Origin of the sequence: Pseudomonas sp. NyZ201, assembly GCF_049860765.1 — a bacterium.
Taxonomy (GTDB): domain Bacteria; phylum Pseudomonadota; class Gammaproteobacteria; order Pseudomonadales; family Pseudomonadaceae; genus Aquipseudomonas; species Aquipseudomonas bharatica.
In genome coordinates this window covers 5,354,786-5,375,026 of record NZ_CP187557.1, presented here as the reverse complement: position 1 = coordinate 5,375,026, position 20,241 = coordinate 5,354,786, and the positions used below count along the sequence as shown (strand labels likewise).

General features: G+C 63.7%; 20 protein-coding genes and 1 tRNA gene. 13 read left to right on the top strand and 8 right to left on the bottom strand.

Features of this window, described 5'->3' with window-relative positions:
• Nucleotides 1-31 precede the first annotated feature (31 nt).
• On the bottom strand, nt 32-907 hold the full coding sequence (locus tag ACPFMA_RS24150; protein ID WP_425928894.1) for a helix-turn-helix domain-containing protein: 876 nt from the start codon (nt 905-907) through the stop codon (nt 32-34).
• Nucleotides 908-1,041: 134 nt separating this feature from the next.
• Between ACPFMA_RS24150 and ACPFMA_RS24145 the strand changes: the two genes are divergently transcribed.
• Nucleotides 1,042-1,944: a DMT family transporter gene (locus ACPFMA_RS24145; RefSeq protein WP_425928893.1), complete on the top strand. Its 903-nt coding sequence runs from the start codon at nt 1,042-1,044 to the stop codon at nt 1,942-1,944.
• A 90-nt stretch (nt 1,945-2,034) separates the two neighbouring features.
• Here the strand turns inward: ACPFMA_RS24145 and ACPFMA_RS24140 are convergent, their stop codons facing one another.
• Nucleotides 2,035-3,006, bottom strand: coding sequence for a 2-hydroxyacid dehydrogenase (locus ACPFMA_RS24140; RefSeq protein WP_009404368.1), 972 nt, complete (start codon nt 3,004-3,006; stop codon nt 2,035-2,037).
• A 73-nt stretch (nt 3,007-3,079) separates the two neighbouring features.
• Nucleotides 3,080-4,027 (bottom strand): LysR family transcriptional regulator, encoded by a 948-nt coding sequence (locus tag ACPFMA_RS24135; protein ID WP_009404366.1) that lies wholly within the window; start codon nt 4,025-4,027, stop codon nt 3,080-3,082.
• A 185-nt stretch (nt 4,028-4,212) separates the two neighbouring features.
• On the opposite strand from ACPFMA_RS24135, the gene ACPFMA_RS24130 reads away from it, so the two are divergent.
• Genes ACPFMA_RS24130 through ACPFMA_RS24115 form a run of 4 tightly spaced genes read left to right on the top strand, consistent with a single transcriptional unit; the run spans nt 4,213 to nt 8,980 of the window.
• A complete protein-coding gene (locus ACPFMA_RS24130) occupies nt 4,213-5,739 on the top strand; it encodes an efflux transporter outer membrane subunit (protein WP_425928892.1) in 1,527 nt (508 codons plus the stop codon).
• Nucleotides 5,736-7,922: an FUSC family protein gene (locus ACPFMA_RS24125; protein ID WP_425928891.1), complete on the top strand. Its 2,187-nt coding sequence runs from the start codon at nt 5,736-5,738 to the stop codon at nt 7,920-7,922. The genes ACPFMA_RS24130 and ACPFMA_RS24125 overlap by 4 nt, the downstream gene beginning before the upstream one ends.
• On the top strand, nt 7,912-8,112 hold the full coding sequence (locus ACPFMA_RS24120; RefSeq protein WP_064302741.1) for a DUF1656 domain-containing protein: 201 nt from the start codon (nt 7,912-7,914) through the stop codon (nt 8,110-8,112). The genes ACPFMA_RS24125 and ACPFMA_RS24120 overlap by 11 nt, the downstream gene beginning before the upstream one ends.
• Before the next feature lie 10 nt (nt 8,113-8,122).
• Complete coding sequence (locus ACPFMA_RS24115; protein WP_420057703.1) at nt 8,123-8,980, top strand: efflux RND transporter periplasmic adaptor subunit; 858 nt, start codon at nt 8,123-8,125, stop codon at nt 8,978-8,980.
• A gap of 122 nt (nt 8,981-9,102) precedes the next feature.
• Here ACPFMA_RS24115 and ACPFMA_RS24110 read toward each other — a convergent pair whose 3' ends face one another.
• Nucleotides 9,103-9,510 carry a RidA family protein gene (locus tag ACPFMA_RS24110; protein ID WP_425928890.1) on the bottom strand — a complete coding sequence of 136 codons (408 nt, stop codon included), beginning with the start codon at nt 9,508-9,510 and terminating at the stop codon, nt 9,103-9,105.
• A gap of 245 nt (nt 9,511-9,755) precedes the next feature.
• On the opposite strand from ACPFMA_RS24110, the gene ACPFMA_RS24105 reads away from it, so the two are divergent.
• Nucleotides 9,756-10,274 carry a sterol desaturase family protein gene (locus tag ACPFMA_RS24105; RefSeq protein ID WP_425928889.1) on the top strand — a complete coding sequence of 173 codons (519 nt, stop codon included), beginning with the start codon at nt 9,756-9,758 and terminating at the stop codon, nt 10,272-10,274.
• Here the strand turns inward: ACPFMA_RS24105 and ACPFMA_RS24100 are convergent.
• Complete coding sequence (locus tag ACPFMA_RS24100) at nt 10,215-10,934, bottom strand: SDR family NAD(P)-dependent oxidoreductase (RefSeq protein ID WP_425928888.1); 720 nt, start codon at nt 10,932-10,934, stop codon at nt 10,215-10,217. The genes ACPFMA_RS24105 and ACPFMA_RS24100 overlap by 60 nt on opposite strands.
• 176 nt (nt 10,935-11,110) lie before the next feature.
• On the opposite strand from ACPFMA_RS24100, the gene ACPFMA_RS24095 reads away from it, so the two are divergent.
• Nucleotides 11,111-11,824: a DUF4339 domain-containing protein gene (locus tag ACPFMA_RS24095; RefSeq protein WP_425928887.1), complete on the top strand. Its 714-nt coding sequence runs from the start codon at nt 11,111-11,113 to the stop codon at nt 11,822-11,824.
• 108 nt (nt 11,825-11,932) lie between these two features.
• Here ACPFMA_RS24095 and ACPFMA_RS24090 read toward each other — a convergent pair whose 3' ends face one another.
• From ACPFMA_RS24090 to ACPFMA_RS24080, 3 genes are all read right to left on the bottom strand, one after another.
• Nucleotides 11,933-12,673 carry a DUF72 domain-containing protein gene (locus ACPFMA_RS24090; RefSeq protein ID WP_425928886.1) on the bottom strand — a complete coding sequence of 247 codons (741 nt, stop codon included), beginning with the start codon at nt 12,671-12,673 and terminating at the stop codon, nt 11,933-11,935.
• Nucleotides 12,674-12,798: 125 nt separating this feature from the next.
• On the bottom strand, nt 12,799-13,044 hold the full coding sequence (locus tag ACPFMA_RS24085) for a hypothetical protein (protein WP_064302748.1): 246 nt from the start codon (nt 13,042-13,044) through the stop codon (nt 12,799-12,801).
• Nucleotides 13,045-13,674: 630 nt separating this feature from the next.
• Nucleotides 13,675-13,759: transfer RNA gene (locus tag ACPFMA_RS24080), tRNA-Leu, on the bottom strand.
• 114 nt (nt 13,760-13,873) lie between these two features.
• On the opposite strand from ACPFMA_RS24080, the gene queA reads away from it, so the two are divergent.
• The 6 genes from queA to ACPFMA_RS24050 all read left to right on the top strand — a co-directional run bounded on the left by queA (nt 13,874) and on the right by ACPFMA_RS24050 (nt 19,966).
• Nucleotides 13,874-14,923, top strand: coding sequence for a tRNA preQ1(34) S-adenosylmethionine ribosyltransferase-isomerase QueA (queA, locus tag ACPFMA_RS24075; RefSeq protein ID WP_064302750.1), 1,050 nt, complete (start codon nt 13,874-13,876; stop codon nt 14,921-14,923).
• 14 nt (nt 14,924-14,937) lie between these two features.
• Nucleotides 14,938-16,053 carry a tRNA guanosine(34) transglycosylase Tgt gene (gene tgt / locus ACPFMA_RS24070; protein WP_009399721.1) on the top strand — a complete coding sequence of 372 codons (1,116 nt, stop codon included), beginning with the start codon at nt 14,938-14,940 and terminating at the stop codon, nt 16,051-16,053.
• 46 nt (nt 16,054-16,099) lie between these two features.
• Nucleotides 16,100-16,441, top strand: a complete 342-nt coding sequence (gene yajC / locus ACPFMA_RS24065; protein ID WP_009399719.1) for a preprotein translocase subunit YajC — start codon at nt 16,100-16,102, stop codon at nt 16,439-16,441.
• 60 nt (nt 16,442-16,501) lie between these two features.
• Nucleotides 16,502-18,367 (top strand): protein translocase subunit SecD, encoded by a 1,866-nt coding sequence (secD, locus tag ACPFMA_RS24060; protein ID WP_009399717.1) that lies wholly within the window; start codon nt 16,502-16,504, stop codon nt 18,365-18,367.
• A 9-nt stretch (nt 18,368-18,376) separates the two neighbouring features.
• Nucleotides 18,377-19,288 carry a protein translocase subunit SecF gene (secF, locus tag ACPFMA_RS24055; protein WP_009399715.1) on the top strand — a complete coding sequence of 304 codons (912 nt, stop codon included), beginning with the start codon at nt 18,377-18,379 and terminating at the stop codon, nt 19,286-19,288.
• A 120-nt stretch (nt 19,289-19,408) separates the two neighbouring features.
• Entirely contained in the window at nt 19,409-19,966 is a 558-nt protein-coding gene (locus ACPFMA_RS24050; RefSeq protein WP_064302752.1) for a glycine zipper 2TM domain-containing protein, read from the top strand.
• The last annotated feature ends 275 nt before the right edge of the window (nt 19,967-20,241 follow it).

Genomic DNA, 20,241 nt, shown 5'->3' with positions numbered 1-20,241 from the left:
CTGTGGGAGCGGGTTCACCCGCGATGAGGCCCTAGCGGCCGAGCGCCAGCCGATAAGCCCCCGGCGTCGCCCCCACCGCCTGGCGGAACCGGTTGCTGAAATGACTGGCACTGGCAAACCCGCAGCGCAATGCCACCTCGCCCAGCGGCAGGTCCCCTGCGGCCAGCAGCTCGCGGGCCTTGGCCAGCCTTCGCGCCAGCAGGTACTGGTGCGGCGGCAGCCCGAAGCTCTCGCGGAACATCCGCGCAAAGTGGTACTCCGACAGGCTGCACAGCGCTGCCAGTTCGCCGAGCCCGATCGATTCGTCCAGATGCCCCTCGATGTAGTCCGCCAGATGCCGGCGCTGATGCGCTGCCAGGCCGCCCTTCAAGCGCAAGCCTTCACGCAACCCGACCTGGCTGAGCAGCGCATGGCTGAGGATCTCGTGTGCCAGGCTGCTGGTCAGCAAACGCTCCCCCGGCTCTTCCCAGTTCATCGCGATCAACTGTCGAAAGCGCCGGGCCTGCTGCGCATCCTCGATGAAATCCGCTTCGCGCAATTGCAGTTCCCGTGGGTCACGGTCGAGCAGGGTGACGCAACCCAGGGCGAACTGTTCCTCGCTGATATACAGGTGGGCGAGGCGAATGCTGCCGTTGACGATCCAGTTCGACACGCAGCCCGCCGGCATCACGCACAACTTGTCGGGCGCGCCCTTGCGGTCCGGCTGGCCACGGCGGAAGGTGCCGGTGCCGTCGGCGATGTAGCACGACAGGGTGTGATGGCTGGGCGCCTCGTAGTCCCGCGCGTCATGCCGGTTGCTCCACAACGCCGCTGCCATGCCCTCGCCCAGCAGCGCGCTGGTTTCCAGGCGGGCATGGGGCGAAGCATTCATCGACTTGAATACCTGCAATTGGTCGAGCGCGGTCATGGTGGCTACCTCCGCGGTCATCCTACGCCGTAGGCATTGGTCTGACAGCCGGTTAGCCGATAAAAGCGCAAGTTTATGCAAGCGGAATATGCCGGGCAGGGCTGAGACTGAAGGCCATCGTAGGAGCCTTCGCCATGAACCTGTCGCTGTATCTGCTCACCGTCCTGATCTGGGGCACCACCTGGATCGCCTTGAAACTGCAACTCGGGGTGGTCGCCATCCCGGTGTCCATCGTCTATCGCTTCGCCCTGGCGGCGCTGGTGCTGTTCGCGTTCCTGCTGCTGAGCCGCAAGCTGCAACCGATGAACCCGCGTGGGCACCTGGTCTGCGTCGCCCAGGGCCTGTGCCTGTTCTGCCTGAACTTCATGTGTTTCCTTACCGCCAGCCAGTGGGTGACCACCGGGTTGATCGCCGTGGTGTTTTCCACCGCGACCCTGTGGAACGCGCTGAATGCCCGGGTGTTCTTCGGGCAGAAAATCGCGCCCAATGTGTTGATTGGCGGGGCGCTGGGGCTGGCCGGGTTGGGCTTGCTGTTCTGGCCGGAACTGGCCGGGCAGGGCGCCAGCCATGAAACCTTGATGGGGCTGGGCCTGGGGCTGCTGGGGACCTTGTGCTTCTCGGCCGGCAACATGTTGTCCAGCGTGCAGCAGAAGGCCGGCCTGCGGCCGATGACCACCAATGCCTGGGGCATGCTGTATGGCGCCAGCATGCTCGGGTTGTATTGCCTGGTCAGCGGCGTGCCGTTCGGCATGGACTGGAGCGGGCAGTACGTGGGGTCGCTGCTGTACCTGGCAGTGCCGGGGTCGGTGATCGCCTTTACCGCCTACCTGACGCTGGTGGGCCGGATGGGGCCGGAGAGGGCGGCCTATTGCACCGTGCTGTTCCCGTTGGTGGCGCTGAACGTGTCGGCGGTGATGGAAGGGTACCAGTGGACGGCGCCGGCCCTGGTCGGGCTGGTGCTGGTGATGGTGGGCAATGTGCTGGTGTTCAGGAAGCCGAAGCCGAAGGCTGCGGTGGGCGGGGCGGTCTTGAGGTAGGCAGGTCTGGCCTCATCGCGGGTGAACCCGCTCCCACAGACGATGGTGAACTTGTGGGAGCGGGTTCACCCGCGATAGGGCCCTCAGGGACTACTTCCAGACCTGCGGATTCACCAGGTCCCGAGGCCGCTCGCCCAGCAGGGCGGCCCGCAGGTTATCGATGGCCCGGTTGGCCATGGCCTCGCGGGTTTCGGCCGTAGCGGAGCCCACATGGGGCAAGGTCACCGCATTGCTCAGCGAGAACAACGGCGATTCGCTCAGCGGCTCCTTCTCGTACACATCCAGCCCCGCACCGCGAATGGTGCCGTTTTGCAGCGCTTCCACCAGCGCCGCTTCGTCCACCACCGGCCCGCGGGAAATATTGATCAGGAAGGCACTGCGCTTCATCCGCTGCAGTTGCTCGGCGCCGATCAGGTGCTTGGTACTGGCGCTGAGCGGCACCACCAGGCAAACGAAGTCCGCTTCGGCCAGCAACTGCTCAAGGCTGACGAAGCGCGCCCCCAGTTCCTGCTCCAGCTCCGGCTTGCGGCTGTTGCCGCTGTACAGGATCGGCATGTTGAAACCGAAGCGCCCGCGCCGCGCCACCGCCGCTCCGATATTGCCGAGGCCGACGATACCCAGGGTCTTGCCATGTACATCGGCACCGAAATGCGACGGCGCCACGGTGGCCTTCCAGTTGCCGGCCTTGGTCCAGGCATCCAGCTCGGCGACGCGCCGGGCGCTGCTCATGATCAGGCTGAAACCCAGGTCGGCGGTGCTTTCGGTGAGGACGTCCGGGGTGTTGGTGAGGGCGATGCCGCGTTCGGTCAGGTAGGCCACGTCATAGTTGTCGTAGCCCACCGAGACGCTGGACACCACTTCCAGCTTCAGCGCGCCATCGAGCTGCGCCGCGCCCAGCTTGCGACCGGCTCCGATCAGGCCGTGGGCCTCGGGCAGGGCCTCGTCGAACTGGGCGGCGATGTCGCCGTTCTTCGGGTTGGGCACGATGACATTGAAGTCTTGCGCCAGGCGTTCGGCCATGGGCGGGGTGATGCGGCTGAAGGCCAGTACCGTCTTTTTCATCGGGGAAATCTCTGCTGGCGGGGAGGAATGGGTAGCAACCTATCATTCCCCGCCGCCGCTGTGCAGCAAGATTTCAGTTGGCCACGCGCAGCTCGTGGGTCTTCAGGTCGGCTTCGTGGGCCGCAAGGATCTCCGGCAGCGAGTTGCGCAGGTATTCGACCCAGGTCTTGATCTTGGCGTCGAGGTACTGCCGCGACGGGTAGATCGCGTAGAGGTTCAGCTCCTGCAGGCGATACTCGGGCATCACGCGTACCAGGGTGCCGTCGCGCAGGCCCTCGATGGCCGAGTAGATCGGCAGCACGCCGACCCCCATGCCGCTGCGGATCGCCGCCTTCATCGCATCGGCGGAGTTCACCTGGAACGGCGCCTGGGTGATGTTGACCACCTCCTGGCCTTCCGGGCCGTCGAACAGCCATTTCTCCAGCGGGATCACCGGGCTGACCATGCGCAGGCAGGAATGCTTGAGCAGGTCCGACGGTTTCTGCGCCACGCCATGCTCGGCCACGTATTCCGGCGAGGCGCAGACGATGCTGTAGGTGATGCCCAGGCGCTGCGAGACGAAACCCGAGTCCGGCAGTTCGCTGGCGAGGACGATGGACACGTCGTAGCCCTCGTCCAGCAGGTCCGGCACGCGGTTGGCCATGGTCAGGTCGAAGGTCACGTCCGGGTGGGTCTGGCGATAACGGGCGATGGCGTCGATGACGAAGTGCTGGCCGACGCCGGTCATCGAATGCACCTTCAGTTGCCCGGCGGGGCGGGCGTGGGCGTCGCTGGCCTCGGCCTCGGCTTCCTCGACGTAGGTGAGGATCTGCTCGCAGCGCATCAGGTAGCGCTTGCCGGCTTCGGTCAGCGCGATGCGCCGGGTGGTGCGGTTGAGCAGGCGGGTTTGCAGGTGTGCTTCAAGATTGGAAACCGCCCGCGAGACGTTCGCGGTGGTCGTATCCAGCTGCACGGCGGCGGCGGTGAAGCTGCCAACCTGGGCGACGCAGCTGAAAGCACGCATGTTTTGCAGGGTGTCCATGGGGCGCTCTCAAGGAAGACGACAGAATTGTGACATGAAGTAACTTGGCTGGTCTTCAGACTAAAGCCGGATTATCGCCGAATCGGTAATAAAGATTCACAGGAATGCGCGCTTATCGCCGCCACGGCCGCCTCATAGAATTGCCCGCTCTTGGCTTCATCCACCTACGTCGGGAATTTGCAGCAGTGCCGCGTCGCATCATCAGAGCGCTGAATGCGCTCAGTGTCTGTGCCTTTTGCTTCACCTTGAGCGGCTGTATCGGAACCTGGGGCATTGCCCCGCAAAGCAAGACGCTGCAAGCCAATACCCTGACGACCGACGCGGCGATCGCCGAAGCCGCCCGCGATGCGCACTGGCCCGAGCAGCAGTGGTGGCGGGCCTATGGCGATCCGCAGCTGGACCACTGGATGGCGCTGGCCCTGGCCGGCAGCCCGACCCTGGCCATGGCCGCGGCGCGGGTACGCGAGGCCCGGGCGATGGCCGGGGTGGTCGAGTCGGCGGAGAAGCTCCAGGTCAATGGTGACGCCACCCTCAAACGCCACAACTGGCCGGAAGACCAGTTCTATGGCCCGGGTGCGCTGTCCGGCGCCAACACCTGGGACAACAACGCCGCCTTGGGCTTTCGTTACGCCCTCGACCTCTGGGGACGGGAAGAAAATGCCAGCGAACAGGCCGTGGACCTGGCCCATATGAGCGCGGCCCAGGCCCGCCAGGCCCAGCTCGAACTGCAGAACAACCTGGTGCGCGTGTATATCCAGTTGTCGCTGCACTTTGCCCAGCGTGATGTGGTGAAGGCCGAGCTGGCCCAGCAGGAGCAGATCCTCGCCCTGGCCGAACGGCGCCTGGCCGGCGGCATCGGCACCCATTTCGAAGTCAGCCAGGCGCAGACCCCGCTGCCGGAAACCCACCGCCAGCTCGACGCCCTCAACGAGGAAATCGCCCTGGCCCGTAACCAGTTGGCGGCGCTCGCCGGCAAGGGCCCGGGAGAGGGCGCGCAGATCCAGCGTCCGCTGCTGGCCCTGGGCGCGCCCTTGAAGCTGCCGTCGGCACTCCCGGCGGATCTGGTCGGCCAGCGTCCGGACGTGGTCGCCAGTCGCTGGCAGGTCGCGGCGCAGGCGCGGGGCATCGATGTTGCCCACGCCGGTTTCTTCCCCAACGTCGATCTGGTCGGTGGCCTCGGTTTCATGGCCACCGGCGGTGGCCCGCTGGAATTCCTCACCGGGCGCAAATTCAACTACAACGTCGGCCCGGCCATCAGCCTGCCGATCTTCGATGGCGGTCGCCTGCGTTCGCAGCTGGGCGTTGCTGCGGCCGGCTACGACATCGCCGTGGCGCGCTACAACCAGACCGTGGTCGAGGCGCTCAAGGGCATTTCCGACCAGTTGATCCGCCGCGAGTCGATGAACGAGCAGGCGCACTTCGCCGCCGAGTCCGTCGCTTCGGCACGCAAGACCTACGACATCGCCATGATCGCCTTCCAGCGCGGCCTTACCGATTACCTCAACGTGCTCAACGCCCAGACCCTGTTGTTCAAGCAGCAGATGATCGAGCAGCAGGTCCAGGCCGCGCGCCTGAGCGCCCATGCCGGGCTGGTCACGGCGCTGGGTGGTGGCCTGGGCGCCGGTGCCGATGTGCCCGACGCCGGGCGCGAGGCCGCACCGTCCACCCCGAAAACCCTGGCGATCCTCGACCAATCCGGCCACCACCAATGAACGCACTGGCCTTGCCGCTGCGCTGGCTCGCTTCCCTGGAATGGCGCCGCGGCTTCCTTGAGTGGGCGCGCACCGACGGGGTGACCTGGGTCTATATCTTCAAGGTCCTTACCGCCGCCTTCGTCACCCTGTGGCTGGCCATGCGCCTGGAGCTGCCGCAACCGCGCACGGCGATGATCACGGTGTTCATCGTCATGCAGCCGCAAAGCGGACATGTGTTCGCCAAAAGCTTCTACCGGGTGCTCGGCACCCTGGCGGGCTCGGCGATGATGGTGGCGCTGATCGCCATCTTTCCGCAGAACACCGAGCTGTTCCTGCCCAGCCTGGCGCTGTGGGTCGGCCTGTGTTCAGCCGGGGCGATGCGCTATCGCACCTTCCGCGCCTATGGCTTCGTCCTGGCCGGCTATACGGCGGCGATGATCGGCCTGCCGGTGCTCGACCAGCCGCAGGAGGCCTTCATGGCGGCGGTATGGCGGGTACTGGAGATCGGCCTGGGGATCTTCGTCTCGACCCTGGTCAGCGCCGCGATCCTTCCGCAGTCGGCCAGTGCGGCGATGCGCAACGCCCTGTACCAGCGCTTCGGCGTGTTCGCCGGGGTGGTGGTGGAAGGGCTGCGTGGCGACAGCCAGCGCGACCGCCTGGAAAGCAGCAACGTACGCTTTATCGCCGAGGCCGTGGGGCTGGAGAGCCTGCGCAGCGTCACCACCTTCGAAGACCCGCACATGCGTCGGCGCAGCGGCCGGCTGATGCGCATGAACAGCGAATTCATGGCCATCACCACGCGCTACAACGCCCTGCATCAGTTGCTCGAGCGCCTGCGTTCGCGCGGGCCGCTGCAGATCGTCAGCGCCATCGAGCCGGGCCTCAGGACCTTGGCCGAACTGCTCGACCCTTATGTCGGACGGGCCCTGGTCGATGCCGATGCCCTGCGCCTGACCCTGGAGCTGGCCGCCTACAAGGCAGGCTTGCCGGCACAGGTCCGTGCCCTGCGCTCGGCCTACGAGGAAACCGCGCCGAGCGAATCCGACCTGCTGGATTTCCACACCGCCTACGAACTGCTGTACCGCTTCGTCGACGACATGCACAACTACGCCGAGACCCACGCCTCCCTCGCCGCGCACAACCACGAGCGCGAGCAGTGGGACGAACCCTATGTGGCGCAGACCAGTTGGGTGGTGTCGGCCGCAGCCGGCGTGCGCGCGGCGGCGGTGCTGCTGTTGCTCGGCAGCTACTGGCTGCTCAGCGACTGGCCCAGCGGCGGCATGATGACCTTGATCGCCACGGTCACCGTGGGCCTGTCGGCGGCCTCGCCCAACCCCAAGCGCATGTCGTTCCAGATGGCCTGCGGCACGTTGTTCGGCGCCTTTGTCGGTTTCTTCGAGACCTTCTTCGTGTTCCCCTGGATCGACGGTTTCCCCCTGCTGTGCCTGGTGCTGGCGCCGGTATTCGTGCTCGGCGCCTTCCTCGCCTCGCGCCCGGCGTATGCCGGCTATGGCCTGGGCCTGCTGGTGTTCTTCGCCATCGGTTCGGTGCCGAACAACCTGACCGTCTACAACCCTTACACCTACATCAACGACTACATCGGCATGGTCATCGGCATGCTGGTGTGTGCCGCCGCCGGTGCGATCATCCTGCCGCCGAACAGCCGCTGGCTGTGGAGCCGGCTGGAGCACGACCTGCGCGAGCAGGTGCTGTTCGCCATCAGCGGGCGCCTGCGCGGGCTGGGTTCGGGCTTCGAAAGCCGCACCCGCGACCTGCTGCACCAGGCCTATGGCCTGGCGGTCGGCCAGCCGCTGGTGCAAAGCCGCCTGCTGCGCTGGATGTTCGTGGTGCTGGAAGTCGGCCACGCGATCATCGAGTTGCGCAAGGAGCAGGCGATTCTCCCGGTGCATCCGTCCTATGCCGAATCCCAGCCGTGGCGCCAGGCCATCCGGGTCATGGGCCGGGCCCTGGCGCGGCTGTTCCTGCAGCCATCGGCGAGCAACCACGAGCGCGCCCTGGTGGCGGTGGAACATGCGATCAGCCGCGTACAGGCCACCGACGAACCCTTCGCCCGCCACTTCGACACCTCGGCGCTGCGCCGGGTGCAAAGCTACCTGCACTTCATCCGTACTTCCCTGCTCGACCCTCGATCGCCGCTGGCCGAACTCGGCCCGCTGCAAGGACCGCCGCATGCTTCGTGAAATCGCCTTCCATGGCCTGTACATGCCCACCGTGACCCTGATGTTCCTGTTCGCTGCGGGCCTGGCCTGGGGGCTGGACCGCTTTATCGCCAGCGTCGATGGCTACCGTTTCTTCTGGCACCCGGCCTTGCTGCGCCTGTGCCTGTTCCTTTGCCTGTTCGGCGCGATGGCGCTGACCGTCTACCGTTGAGAGCCCGTCGATGAAGAAGTTTTTCAGCCTGATCGCCACCTTGCTCGTGCTGGCCGCCGCCGTGGCGATCGGCCGGCAGCTGTGGATCAACTACATGACCACGCCCTGGACCCGCGACGGCCGGGTACGCGCCGACATCATCAACGTTGCCGCCGATGTGCCGGGGTATGTGGTGGACGTGCCGGTCAAGGACAACCAACTGGTGAAGAAGGGCGACGTGCTGATGCGCATCGATCCCGAGCACTACGAGGTGGCGGTACGCCAGGCCGAAGCGCTGGTGGCGTCGCGCAAGGCCACCTGGGAAATGCGCAAGGTCAACGCCAGCCGCCGGGCGGACATGGACAACCTGGTAATCTCCAAGGAGAACCGCGACGACGCCAGCAATATCGCCAACTCGGCGCTGGCCGATTACCAGCAGGCGCAGGCACAGCTGGCCGCCGCGCAACTGGACCTGAAGCGCACCACCATTCTCGCCACGGTGGATGGCTACGTGACCAACCTCAACGTCCACCGTGGCGACTACGCGCGTACCGGCGAAGCGAAGATGGCCGTCGTGGACAAGGACTCGTTCTGGGTCTACGGCTTCTTCGAAGAAACCAAGCTGCCCCATGTGCGGGTGGGTGATCACGCCGAATTGCAAATGATGAGCGGCGAAGTGCTGCAGGGCCATGTAGAGAGCATTTCACGCGGCATCTACGACCGCGACAACCCCGAAAGCCGCGAGCTGATCGCCGACGTGAACCCGACCTTCAACTGGGTACGGCTGGCCCAGCGCGTGCCGGTGCGGATTCATATCGATGAAGTGCCGGAAGGCTTCCTGCTGGCGGCGGGGACGACCTGTACGGTGATCGTGCGGCCTGGGAAGTGATCTGACAGACACTACAAATCCCCTGTGGGAGCGGGTTCACCCGCGATTGCGATAGTGAGCTCACCACCGTAATCGCGGGTGAACCCGCTCCCACAAGTATTGTGGTGCTCTCGGAAGCTGTGTTACTGCCCGACCGCCACAGCCTCCACCTCGACCAGCATTCCCTCCAGCGCCAACCTCGGCACCGGAATCAAGGTACAAGCCGGTTTCATCCTCTCCCCCCACACCTCATCCGCCACCTGCACCCAATCCCGCAGCCGCTCTGCCGAATGATCGACGATCAACAACGTCAGCTTGAACACATCCCCGATCCCGGCCCCTCGGGCCGCCAGTGCCGTGCGCACATTCTCCAGCGCCTGCCGCGCCTGCTCGGCGAACACCGGCGACAGGGCGCCGCTCAGGTCCTCGCCACCTTGCCCGGCAAGAAACAGCAAGCGCGTCCCCGCCTTGACCTCGGCGACATGGGAATAGGCATTGGCGCTGGGGTCGTAGAGGCCTTCGGGGTTGAACAGCTGGAAAGGGGTGGTCATGGCGAAACTCCATAGGAAGAAAGAGAGCGGAGGAGTTTCAGACCTCTAGTTAGGTTGAGGTCAAGCAGGAAAATCCAGAGAACGACGCGGATATTGTGGGAGCGGGTAAACCCGCTCCCACAATATCCGCGTCGTTCTTCCGATCGATGTTGCCAGCCCATCGCCACATGACAATCCCGTCATGGATTCTCCCTGCCACTTCCCCTAATCTGACGCCCACCCCTCATACCCGGCACCGGCTGCACATGATCCTCCACCTCGCCATCTTCCTCTGCACCCTGGTCGCCATGGAGGGTGTCGGTTTTCTTGCGCACAAGTACGTGATGCACGGGCCCGGCTGGTTCCTGCATCGCTCGCACCATGAGCCGCACCTGGGCGTGGTCGAGACCAACGACATCTACCTGCTGGTCCTCGCCCTGGTGGCGATTACCCTGATCGTGCTGGGCAATGCCGGGCATGACCCGTTGCAGTGGGTCGGCGCTGGCGTGGCAGCGTTCGGGATCATCTATGTGCTGGTCCACGACGGTATCGTCCACCGCCACTGGCCTGTGCGTCCGAAGCCGCGTCATCCCTATCTGCGCCGCCTGTACCAGGCGCACCTGATGCACCATGCGGTGAAGGGGCGACGCAACAGCGTGTCGTTCGGCTTCCTGTATGCGCCGCCGGTGCAGGTGATCAAGCGGCAGTTGCGGGAGATGCGTGAGTCAGAAGCGCGGGTCGAGGATCGCCGGCAGGGTGATTTCCTTGACGAAGCTCGCGGCTGACAGGCTCAGGGCCATCCGTACCACCTGCACCACGTCATGCAGCGGAATCAGTTTGCCTTCGCCGCGCCGCTCGGCCTGCTCGCGGGGCGTGGCCAATGGGTCCTCGGTATTCAGGTAGCCCAGGTTCAGGCAGGTCACGCCCAGGCGCTGCTCGCGGCAGCCCTCGCGAAGGGCCTCGGCCATGCCGCGCAGGGCGAACTTGCTGGCGCCGAAGGTCACTTCCGGTCGCCCGCTCCGTGGCAGGCCCGAGGTGGAGCCGGTGAGGATGATGCGCGGGCGCTCGCTGCGCAGCAGGATCGGCAACAAGCGCTTGATCAGCAGGATCGGCGCGGTGATGTTGCAATCGATGATGGCCTGCAACTGATCGTCGCGGTCGCTCAGGAAGCTGTAATGCTCATCGAAGGCGGCGTCTTCCCAGATGCCGAGGTTGTAGACCAGGGTGTCGAGGCCGGTTTCGGCACTGTACCCGGCCAGTAGATCGGCAGCCTTGAGGGGATCGCCGAGATCGGCCTGGAGCCATTGCAGACTCACCCCGGGCAATGGTTTCACGTCGCGGGGGCAGGTGCGGGAAACGCCGACCAGCGTGTCGCCGTTGTTGCCCAGTCCTTCCATCAGGGCTCTGCCCAGGCCTTTGCTGGCCCCGATAACCATGGTTTTCATTGCATCACTCCTTGTGGTGGTCCAGGGGATGCAAGCAGATGGGACAGATCGTGGCAAAGCGCCGGATGTATCTGGATGTGAAAATAAAGGCTTCAAGTTCTTGGATCCAATGGCGATAATGTCATATGGCCACTTCCCTTGTGAGGTGGGTAGTCCAAGCCTTAAGGAGAACAGGGATGTCGGATGCATCTTGGTATTACGCATCGAATGGCGCGCAGCAAGGGCCTTTCACGTTCGATCAGATGAAGCAGTTCGTGGCGGCGAACACAATTCACCCGGACACCCAGGTGTGGCCTGGCAAGGGTAACTGGGTATCGTTGAAGGATAGTGAGTTGGGAGCAACCGGCCACGGCCCTGTGGCGCCGCCGCTTGCTGCCGCGCAGGTCGACAACCGCTATATCTGGGCGCTGATCGGCGGCGTAGTGGCCTTTGGTGTACTTGAACTGTTGACCGGAAAAAATTATTCCTTTGGCTATGTCGGCCTGTGCGTCGCTGCCTGCGTAGGGGACGCCAAGCAATTGAAGGCGAGCGGGCACCCGGCGCCGAACCCCTGGTGGTGCCTGGTGGTTCCGGTCTACCTGTGGAAACGCGCCAACCTGCTTGGTCAAAAGAAGCACCACTTCTTTGCCTGGTTCCCTGCTGCCTTGCTTTCCGGTGTACTGGGCATCATGGGCGCTGAATCCACGATCGAGGATTCGGCTTGCCCGCTAGTGACCGAAATCATCCACGAGCAGTTCTTGCAGGGCTCTTCGTGTGTGAAGGTGACCATCGGCGATCAGCCGAAGACCGGCTTCTACCGCGCAACCGCGCTGCTCGATAACGGCAACGAGATCGCTATCACCATTGAAGAAAAGGGCAAGCAGATCGTGGTGCGTGTGCCAGAGCAATAAGCCACCAGCGTGGCCAGAAAGGCGGAGCCGCTTTCCCTCTTGAAGCGGCTTTGCCGACACCCCTCCGGCCTTGGGAGGGCATTCAAGTAAAGCCGGCAAGTAACCGGCTCACGGGCATGCAGTGTGGTCGGCACACGACCCGATCAACCGCTTCAAGCCCAATGCATTCCCTAGTGCTGCACCCGCCGCCGTATTGTCGAATATGCACCAGGTCTCGCACCCATTGCTCTCGCATTCCTTCAGCCGCCCAACCAGATTGCGCAACCACTCCTGCGGATAATCGCTGAAGTAGATCCGGGGTGAGCCATGCAACCGCCAATAGGCCAGCCCTGGCCATCCCTTGGGCGCTTCATCGTCCCCGAACCGTGGCGGATCCGCCGCGACCTGCGCCACGCGCAAGTCCTTCAACAGCCCGTCTGCTGCCCTCCAGCTCGCATGCCGCGGCTCCACCGCCAGGCCGCCGTCGTACTGACTGCGCAGCGCCATGAAAAACCGCTCGACCACCTGCGCCTCGAACGCCAGCGACGGCGGCAATTGCACCAGCAACACACCCAGGCGCTCGCCCAGCTCCTTGCACTGCGCCAGAAAGCCGTCCAGCTCCCCCGCGCAATCCACCAGGCGGCGCTCATGGGTTATCGCTCGCGGCACCTTCACCGCAAAGCGAAAGCCAGCCGGCACCGACTCGGCCCAGCGCGCATAGGTCGCTGGCCGGTGCGGACGGTAGAACGAACTGTTGATCTCCACTGCATTCAGCCCGTTCGCATAGCGCTGCAAATGGCTTCCGGGCCCGGGAAAGGCCTCGACGTAATCGCGGGACAGGCTCCAGCCGGCGCAGCCAAGGTGGGTCATGGGGTGGGGCTCGTTTTTGGGGGCTTGGTTTATGGAGTGGTGGTGGGTGGGGTGGGTTTCATTGGCTTGAGAGAAAGGACGCGGGAGGGAAGAGCGGTGCTGCGGGGCAAGCCCGCAGCGGTGAATCACTGTACCGGAACGCTGGCCCCTGACTTGGCCCTTGCGACCGTCAGCAGGGTTCTGCCGATCTTGATATTGAGGATCGCACCGGTGAGCCTGGTCTGGTTCATGGGCAATGCCTGTTCGGGTAATTCGTTCAGCGAGGAGATCGCGCTCTGGAGGTGCTTTTCAGCCTTGTAAATGGCTTCTGCGGGCGACATGCCTGCGCGGATGCAGAGGACGGGTGGTGGATCGGGTACGAGCTTCTTCATGGAGTGATACCTACGTGAGTTAACGGTATCGCCCCGCCTCGCTGCTAAACGAATGGAGGCGACTGTGCGTGGGTTAGCAGACCGGACACGTAGGAACCCGGCGCACCCTAGGGTGCCCGCACGCACAGCCACCATAAATCGGTTGCTATGGATTCAAACGTGGTTCGGACTGCTAATCCGGTCGTTCGTACTGCAACGACCGGGGAAGCCTAGGCACCGTTTCCAGATGACGCAACCGCTGGGTGGGGGCGGGGAGTATGCTTGGGAAATTGCCTACAAGAAAGTCGGAAATAGGAGCGTTTTCGTTGCTGTATGCAACACCTTTTACTTCTGTTCCCGTCGTGTGTCCTTATGAACTGGCTATACGGCAGTGAACCCAACAACGCATTCAACATGAACTTCGATGATTTTCTGAGGTGCCTATACGGCAGCTCAGAAAGGTTTGTTCAAAAAATGGCCCACCAGCACCTGGTTCACTGCCGTATAGGCAGCTCAGAAACGTAAGCACATAACATGAAGGCCAGGATGGATGTTCACTACCGTATAGGCAGCTAAAAACCCCAGCAGACCGCACCACCAAATCCCACCCACAAAAAAACCGACCTAAAAAGGTCGGTTTTTTCTGGATCTTGGTGCCCCGAGGGAGACTCGAACTCCCACTCCTTTCGAAAACGGATTTTGAATCCGCCGCGTCTACCAATTCCGCCATCAGGGCATGTGGCGGCGGAGTATAAAGAGCCACCTACCGTTGGTCAATCAGCTTTCATGGTCAATTTTTCCGCTTTCGGCTAAACTTCCCGGCCCTGTCGAACCCGTACCCCCATTGCCCATGCGCGTCGCCGATTTTTCTTTCGAACTGCCCGATTCCCTGATCGCCCGCCATCCCCTCGCCGAGCGGCGCGCCAGTCGCCTGTTGGTGCTCGATGGGCCGAGCGGGGCGCTGGCGCATCGGCAGTTCGCCGATCTGCTGGAGTACCTGCGCCCGGGCGATCTGATGGTGTTCAACAACACCCGGGTGATTCCGGCCCGTCTGTTCGGCCAGAAGGCGTCCGGCGGCAAGCTGGAGATCCTGGTGGAGCGGGTGCTGGACAGCCATCGCGTGCTGGCCCATGTGCGCTCGAGCAAGGCGCCGAAGCCGGGTTCGCAGATCCTCGTGGAGGGCGGTGGCGAGGCCGAGATGGTGGCGCGCCACGATACGCTGTTCGAGCTGCGCTTTACCGAAGAGGTGCTGCCGCTGCTGGACCGCGTCGGCCATATGCCGCTGCCTCCTTATATAGACCGCCCCGACGAGGGCGCCGACCGCGAGCGCTACCAGACCGTGTACGCCGAGCGCGCCGGTGCGGTGGCCGCGCCCACCGCCGGGCTGCATTTCGATGAAGACCTGCTGGCGAAGATCGCCGAGAAGGGCGTCGAGACCGCCTTCGTGACCCTGCATGTCGGCGCCGGCACTTTCCAGCCGGTGCGGGTGGAACGCATCGAAGACCACCACATGCATAAAGAGTGGCTCGAAGTAAGCCAGGCTGTGGTGGATGCCGTGGCCGCCTGCCGTGCGCGCGGTGGCCGGGTGGTGGCGGTGGGTACCACCAGCGTGCGCTCGCTGGAGAGCGCGGCGCGCGATGGCGTGCTCAAGCCGTTCAGCGGCGATACCGATATCTTCATTTTCCCGGGCCGTCCGTTCCATGTGGTCGATGCCCTGGTCACCAACTTCCATTTGCCCGAGTCCACGCTGCTGATGCTGGTTTCGGCCTTCGCCGGTTACCCGGAAACCATGGCCGCCTACGCCGCGGCGGTGAGCAACGAGTACCGCTTCTTCAGTTACGGTGATGCCATGTTCATCACCCGCAATCCGGCGCCGCGCGGCCCCGAGGATCAAGCATGAGTCGCACCTGTCGTATGTCCTTCGAGTTGCTGGCCACCGACGGCAAGGCCCGTCGCGGCCGCCTGACCTTCCCCCGTGGCACCGTGGAAACCCCGGCGTTCATGCCGGTGGGCACCTATGGCACGGTCAAGGGCATGCTGCCTCGGGACATCGAGGCCATCGGCGCCGAGATCATCCTCGGTAACACCTTCCACCTGTGGCTGCGCCCGGGCACCGAGGTGATCAAGGCCCACGGCGACCTGCACGATTTCATGCAGTGGAAAGGCCCGATCCTTACCGACTCCGGCGGTTTCCAGGTGTTCAGCCTGGGCGCGATGCGCAAGATCAAGGAAGAGGGCGTGACGTTCGCTTCCCCGGTGGACGGCTCGAAAGTGTTCATGGGCCCGGAAGAGTCGATGCAGGTCCAGCGCGACCTGGGCTCGGACATCGTGATGATCTTCGATGAATGCACGCCGTACCCGGCCGACGAAGACGTGGCGCGCATTTCCATGGAATTGTCGCTGCGCTGGGCCCAGCGCTCGAAGAACGCCCACGGCGACAGCACGGCGGCGCTGTTCGGCATCGTCCAGGGCGGCATGCACCAGGACCTGCGCATGCGCTCCCTGGAAGGCCTGGACAAGATCGGCTTCGATGGCCTGGCCATCGGCGGCCTGTCGGTGGGCGAGCCGAAGCACGAGATGATCAAGGTGCTCGACTACCTGCCGGGGCAGATGCCCGCTGACAAACCTCGTTACCTTATGGGGGTTGGCAAGCCGGAGGATCTTGTTGAGGGTGTGCGCCGCGGCGTTGACATGTTCGACTGCGTGATGCCTACCCGCAATGCGCGGAACGGCCATCTGTTCATCGATACCGGCGTGCTGAAAATCCGCAACGCGTTCCATCGTCATGATGATTCGCCACTGGATCCGACCTGCGACTGCTACACCTGCCAGAACTTCTCCCGCGCCTATCTGCATCACCTGGATAAATGCGGCGAAATGCTCGGCGCCATGTTGAATACAATCCACAACTTGCGTCATTACCAGCGCCTGATGGCTGGTTTGCGCGAGGCAATTCAACAAGGTACATTGGCCGCCTTTGTCGACGCCTTTTATGCCAAACGCGGACTCCCCGTGCCGCCTTTGGATTGATGTTTTGCCATCCTGACAAACATAACTTTTGCAACTGGAGTGCCAAATGAGCTTTCTGATTCCTGCCGCTTACGCGGACGCCGCCGCCCCAGCCGCTGCTGCTGGCCCGGCCGGTACCGGCTTCGAGTGGATCTTCCTGGTCGGTTTCCTGGTCATCTTCTACCTGATGATCTGGCGCCCGCAGGCCAAACGTGCCAAAGAGCAGAAGAACCTGCTGAGCAACCTGCAAAAGGGCGACGAAGTGGTCACCAACGGTGGCATCGCCGGCAAGATCGTCAAGGTCAGCGATGACTTCGTGGTACTCGAAGTGTCCGACTCGGTCGAACTGAAGTTCCAGAAGGGCGCCATCGCGGCCACCCTGCCGAAAGGTACGCTGAAAGCGATCTGATTAGTTTTTATCCAATCGACGGGGCGCGCAAGGCGCCCCGCGTCTTGAACGGGCGGCGTGATGCTGAACAAAACTCCTCTATGGAAATACGCACTGATCCTGGCGGTACTGGCGATCGGTTTTATTTATTCCGCTCCCAACCTCTACCCTGACGATCCGGCTGTGCAGGTCAGCGGCGCCAGCACTGCGCTGCAGGTCAGCCAGGCCGACCTGGACCGCGCCAGCAAGGCGCTGGGCGATGCCGGAATCGCGGTGAAGGCCGCTACTCTGGGCGAGAACGGCAAGGGTGCGTTGCTGCGCCTGGTCAAGCAGGAAGACCAGCTTCCGGCCAAGGACGTGGTGCGCAAGGCACTGGGCGATGATTACGTGGTGGCGCTGAACCTGGCCCCGACCACGCCACAATGGCTGCGCAGCATCGGCGCTCACCCGATGAAGCTCGGTCTCGACCTGTCCGGTGGTGTGCACTTCCTGCTCGAAGTGGACATGGACAAGGCCATGGCCGCGCGCCTGAAAGTCTACGAAGGCGAGGTCAAGAGCCTCCTGCGCAAAGAGAAGGTCCGCTACCGCAGCCTGCCGCAGCAGGATGGTGGCATCCAGCTGGGCTTCTCCGACGATGCGACCCGCGAACAGGCCCGCAGCCTGATCCGCAAGAATTTCAACGATTTCGACCTGACCACCACCGAGCGTAACGACCTCTCGGTACTGCGTCTGGCGATCTCGCCGGCGAAGATCACGGAAATCCGTGAATACGCGATCAAGCAGAACCTGACCACGGTACGTAACCGCGTCAACGAGCTGGGCGTCGCCGAGCCGCTGGTTCAACGCCAGGGTGCCAACCGCATCGTGGTCGAGCTGCCGGGCGTGCAGGACACCGCCGAAGCCAAGCGTATCCTCGGCAAGACCGCCAACCTTGAGTTCCGCCTGGGCGCAGGCCCTGATGCGACCAAGGCGACTACCGAGGTCTTCGAGTTCCGTGAAGGCGGGCGTTCCGCGCCGGTCGAGCGTGGCCTGATCATCACCGGTGACCAGGTCACCGATGCCCAGGCCAGCTACGACGAGCACGGCCGTCCGCAGGTCAACATCCGTCTCGACGGCCATGGTGGCGAACTGATGAGCCGCGCGACCCGCAGCAACGTCGGGCGCAGCATGGCGGTGATCTTCATCGAGCAGCGTCCGGTCACCCGCTACGAGAAGCAGGTGGTCGACGGCGTCGAAAAAGACGTGGCGGTGCAGACCTTCCAGGAAGACAAGAAGATCATCAGCCTGGCGACCATCCAGTCGCCGCTGGGCAGCCAGTTCCGCATCACCGGCCTGAACGGCCAGGGCGAATCGTCCGAGCTGGCCCTGCTGCTGCGTGCCGGTGGCCTGGCCGCGCCGATGTACTTCGCTGAAGAACGCACCATCGGCCCGAGCCTGGGTGCCGACAACATCACCAAGGGTATCGATGCGTCGCTGTGGGGCATGCTGTTCGTCTCGCTGTTCATCATGGCCATCTACCGCTTCTTCGGCCTGATCGCCACCGTCGCCCTGGCGGGCAACATGGTCCTGCTGCTGGCGCTGATGTCGCTGCTCGGCGCGACCCTGACCCTGCCTGGTATCGCCGGTATCGTGCTGACCATGGGTATGGCGGTCGACGCCAACGTGCTGATCTTCTCGCGTATCCGCGAGGAGCTGGCCAATGGCATGTCGGCGCAGCGCGCCATCCACGAAGGTTTCGACCGTGCCTACACGGCGATTCTCGACGCCAACCTGACCACCCTGCTGGTCGGCGGCATCCTCTTCGCCATGGGCACCGGCCCGGTCAAGGGCTTCGCGGTCACCATGTCGCTGGGTATCTTCACCTCCATGTTCACTGCCATTCTGGTTACCCGTGCGATCGTCAACGGGATCTATGGCGGCCGCGACATCAAGAAGCTGTGGGTTTAAGGGGCTGCCATGCTACGTACGATCAACTTCATGGGCGTGCGCAATATTGCGTTCGCCGTCACCATGCTCCTCACGGTGGTGGCACTGTTCAGCTGGTTCCACAAGGGCCTGAACTTCGGCCTGGACTTCACCGGGGGTACGCTCATCGAGCTGACCTACGAGCGTCCGGCCGACCTGGGCAAGGTCCGCGAGGAACTGGTCAATTCCGGTTTCCACGAGGCCGTGGTGCAGAGCTTCGGTGCAACCACCGACCTGCTGGTGCGCATGCCTGGCGATGATCCTCAGCTGGGCAACAAGGTTGCCGACGCGCTGAAGAAAATCGGCGGCGACAACCCGGCCACGGTCAAGCGCGTCGAGTTCGTCGGCCCGCAGGTGGGTGAGGAACTGCGCGACCAGGGCGGCCTCGGCATGCTCATGGCGCTGGGCGGCATCCTGATCTACCTGGCCTTCCGCTTCCAGTGGAAGTTCGCCGTGGGCGCCATCCTCTCGCTGGTCCACGACGTCGTGGTAACCATGGGTATCCTGTCGTTCTTCCAGATCACCTTCGACCTGACGGTACTGGCGGCGGTGTTGGCGATCATCGGTTACTCGCTCAACGACACCATCGTCGTATTCGACCGGGTCCGCGAGAACTTCCGTGTGCTGCGCAAGGCGACGCTGATCGAGAACATCAACATCTCGACCACCCAGACCCTGCTGCGCACCGTGGCGACTTCGGTCTCCACCCTGCTGGCCATCGCCGCCCTGCTGATCTTCGGCGGCGACAACCTGTGGGGCTTCTCGGTGGCGCTGCTGGTGGGTGTCCTGGCGGGTACCTACTCGTCGATCTACATCGCCAACGTGGTGCTGATCTGGCTGAACCTGACCACCGAAGACCTGATTCCTCCGGCCAAGACCGAGGGTGTGGACGACCGTCCATAAGGCAGCTTCCGGCGCCGTTGGCGCAACAGAAGGGCGCGAGTGTTGAACTCGCGCCTTTTTTTTTGCTCCAAGGCTGGGAGAAGCGCGGATTGATACCCGCGGGTAAATCAGGAGGTTCACGTGAACAAGTCGATGCTGGTGGGTGCGGTACTGGGTGCTGTCGGTGTGACTGCCGGAGGTGCTGTCGCGACCTACAGCCTGGTCAATAACGGACCGGAATACGCCCAGGTAACGGGCGTGCAACCGGTCAAGACGACCGTCAAGACGCCACGGGAAGTCTGCAAGGACGTCACGGTCACCCGGCAGCGGCCGGTGCAGGATCAGCACCAGATCGCCGGTACCGTGGTCGGTGCGCTTGCCGGTGGCCTGCTCGGCAACCAGATCGGCGGCGGCACCGGCAAGAAGATCGCCACCGTGGCCGGTGCGGTCGGCGGCGGCTATGCCGGTAACAAGGTGCAGGAGCACATGCAGAACAGCGACACCTACACCACCACCCAGACCCGCTGTAATACCGTCAATGACGTGAGCGAGAAGGTGGTCGGGTATGACGTGAAGTACACCATCGGCGACAAGGTCGGCCAGGTGCGGATGGACCGCGATCCAGGCTCGCAGATCCCGCTGGACAAGCAGGGTAACCTGGTGCTGGGTCAGGCCCAGCCGGGGCAGCCAGCCCAGTAAACTGCCTTGATGGCTGGCGCGGACCCTGTGGGAGCGGGTTCACCCGCGATTGCGATGGTGAATTTACTACAGCAATCGCGGGTGAACCCGCTCCCACAAGGTGCGCGGCGCTCCTGAAATCCAGGCACAGAAAAAGCACCTCGAAAGGTGCTTTTTTCATTTTCAGGCGAAACTCAATGCTTGACCGAGGGCGGCAGGTGCTGTCAGCCCAGTATTGGGTGAGGCTGCTGACCTTATCGCCGGCAACGCCGGCTCCCACAGGTTTCGCGGCGCAG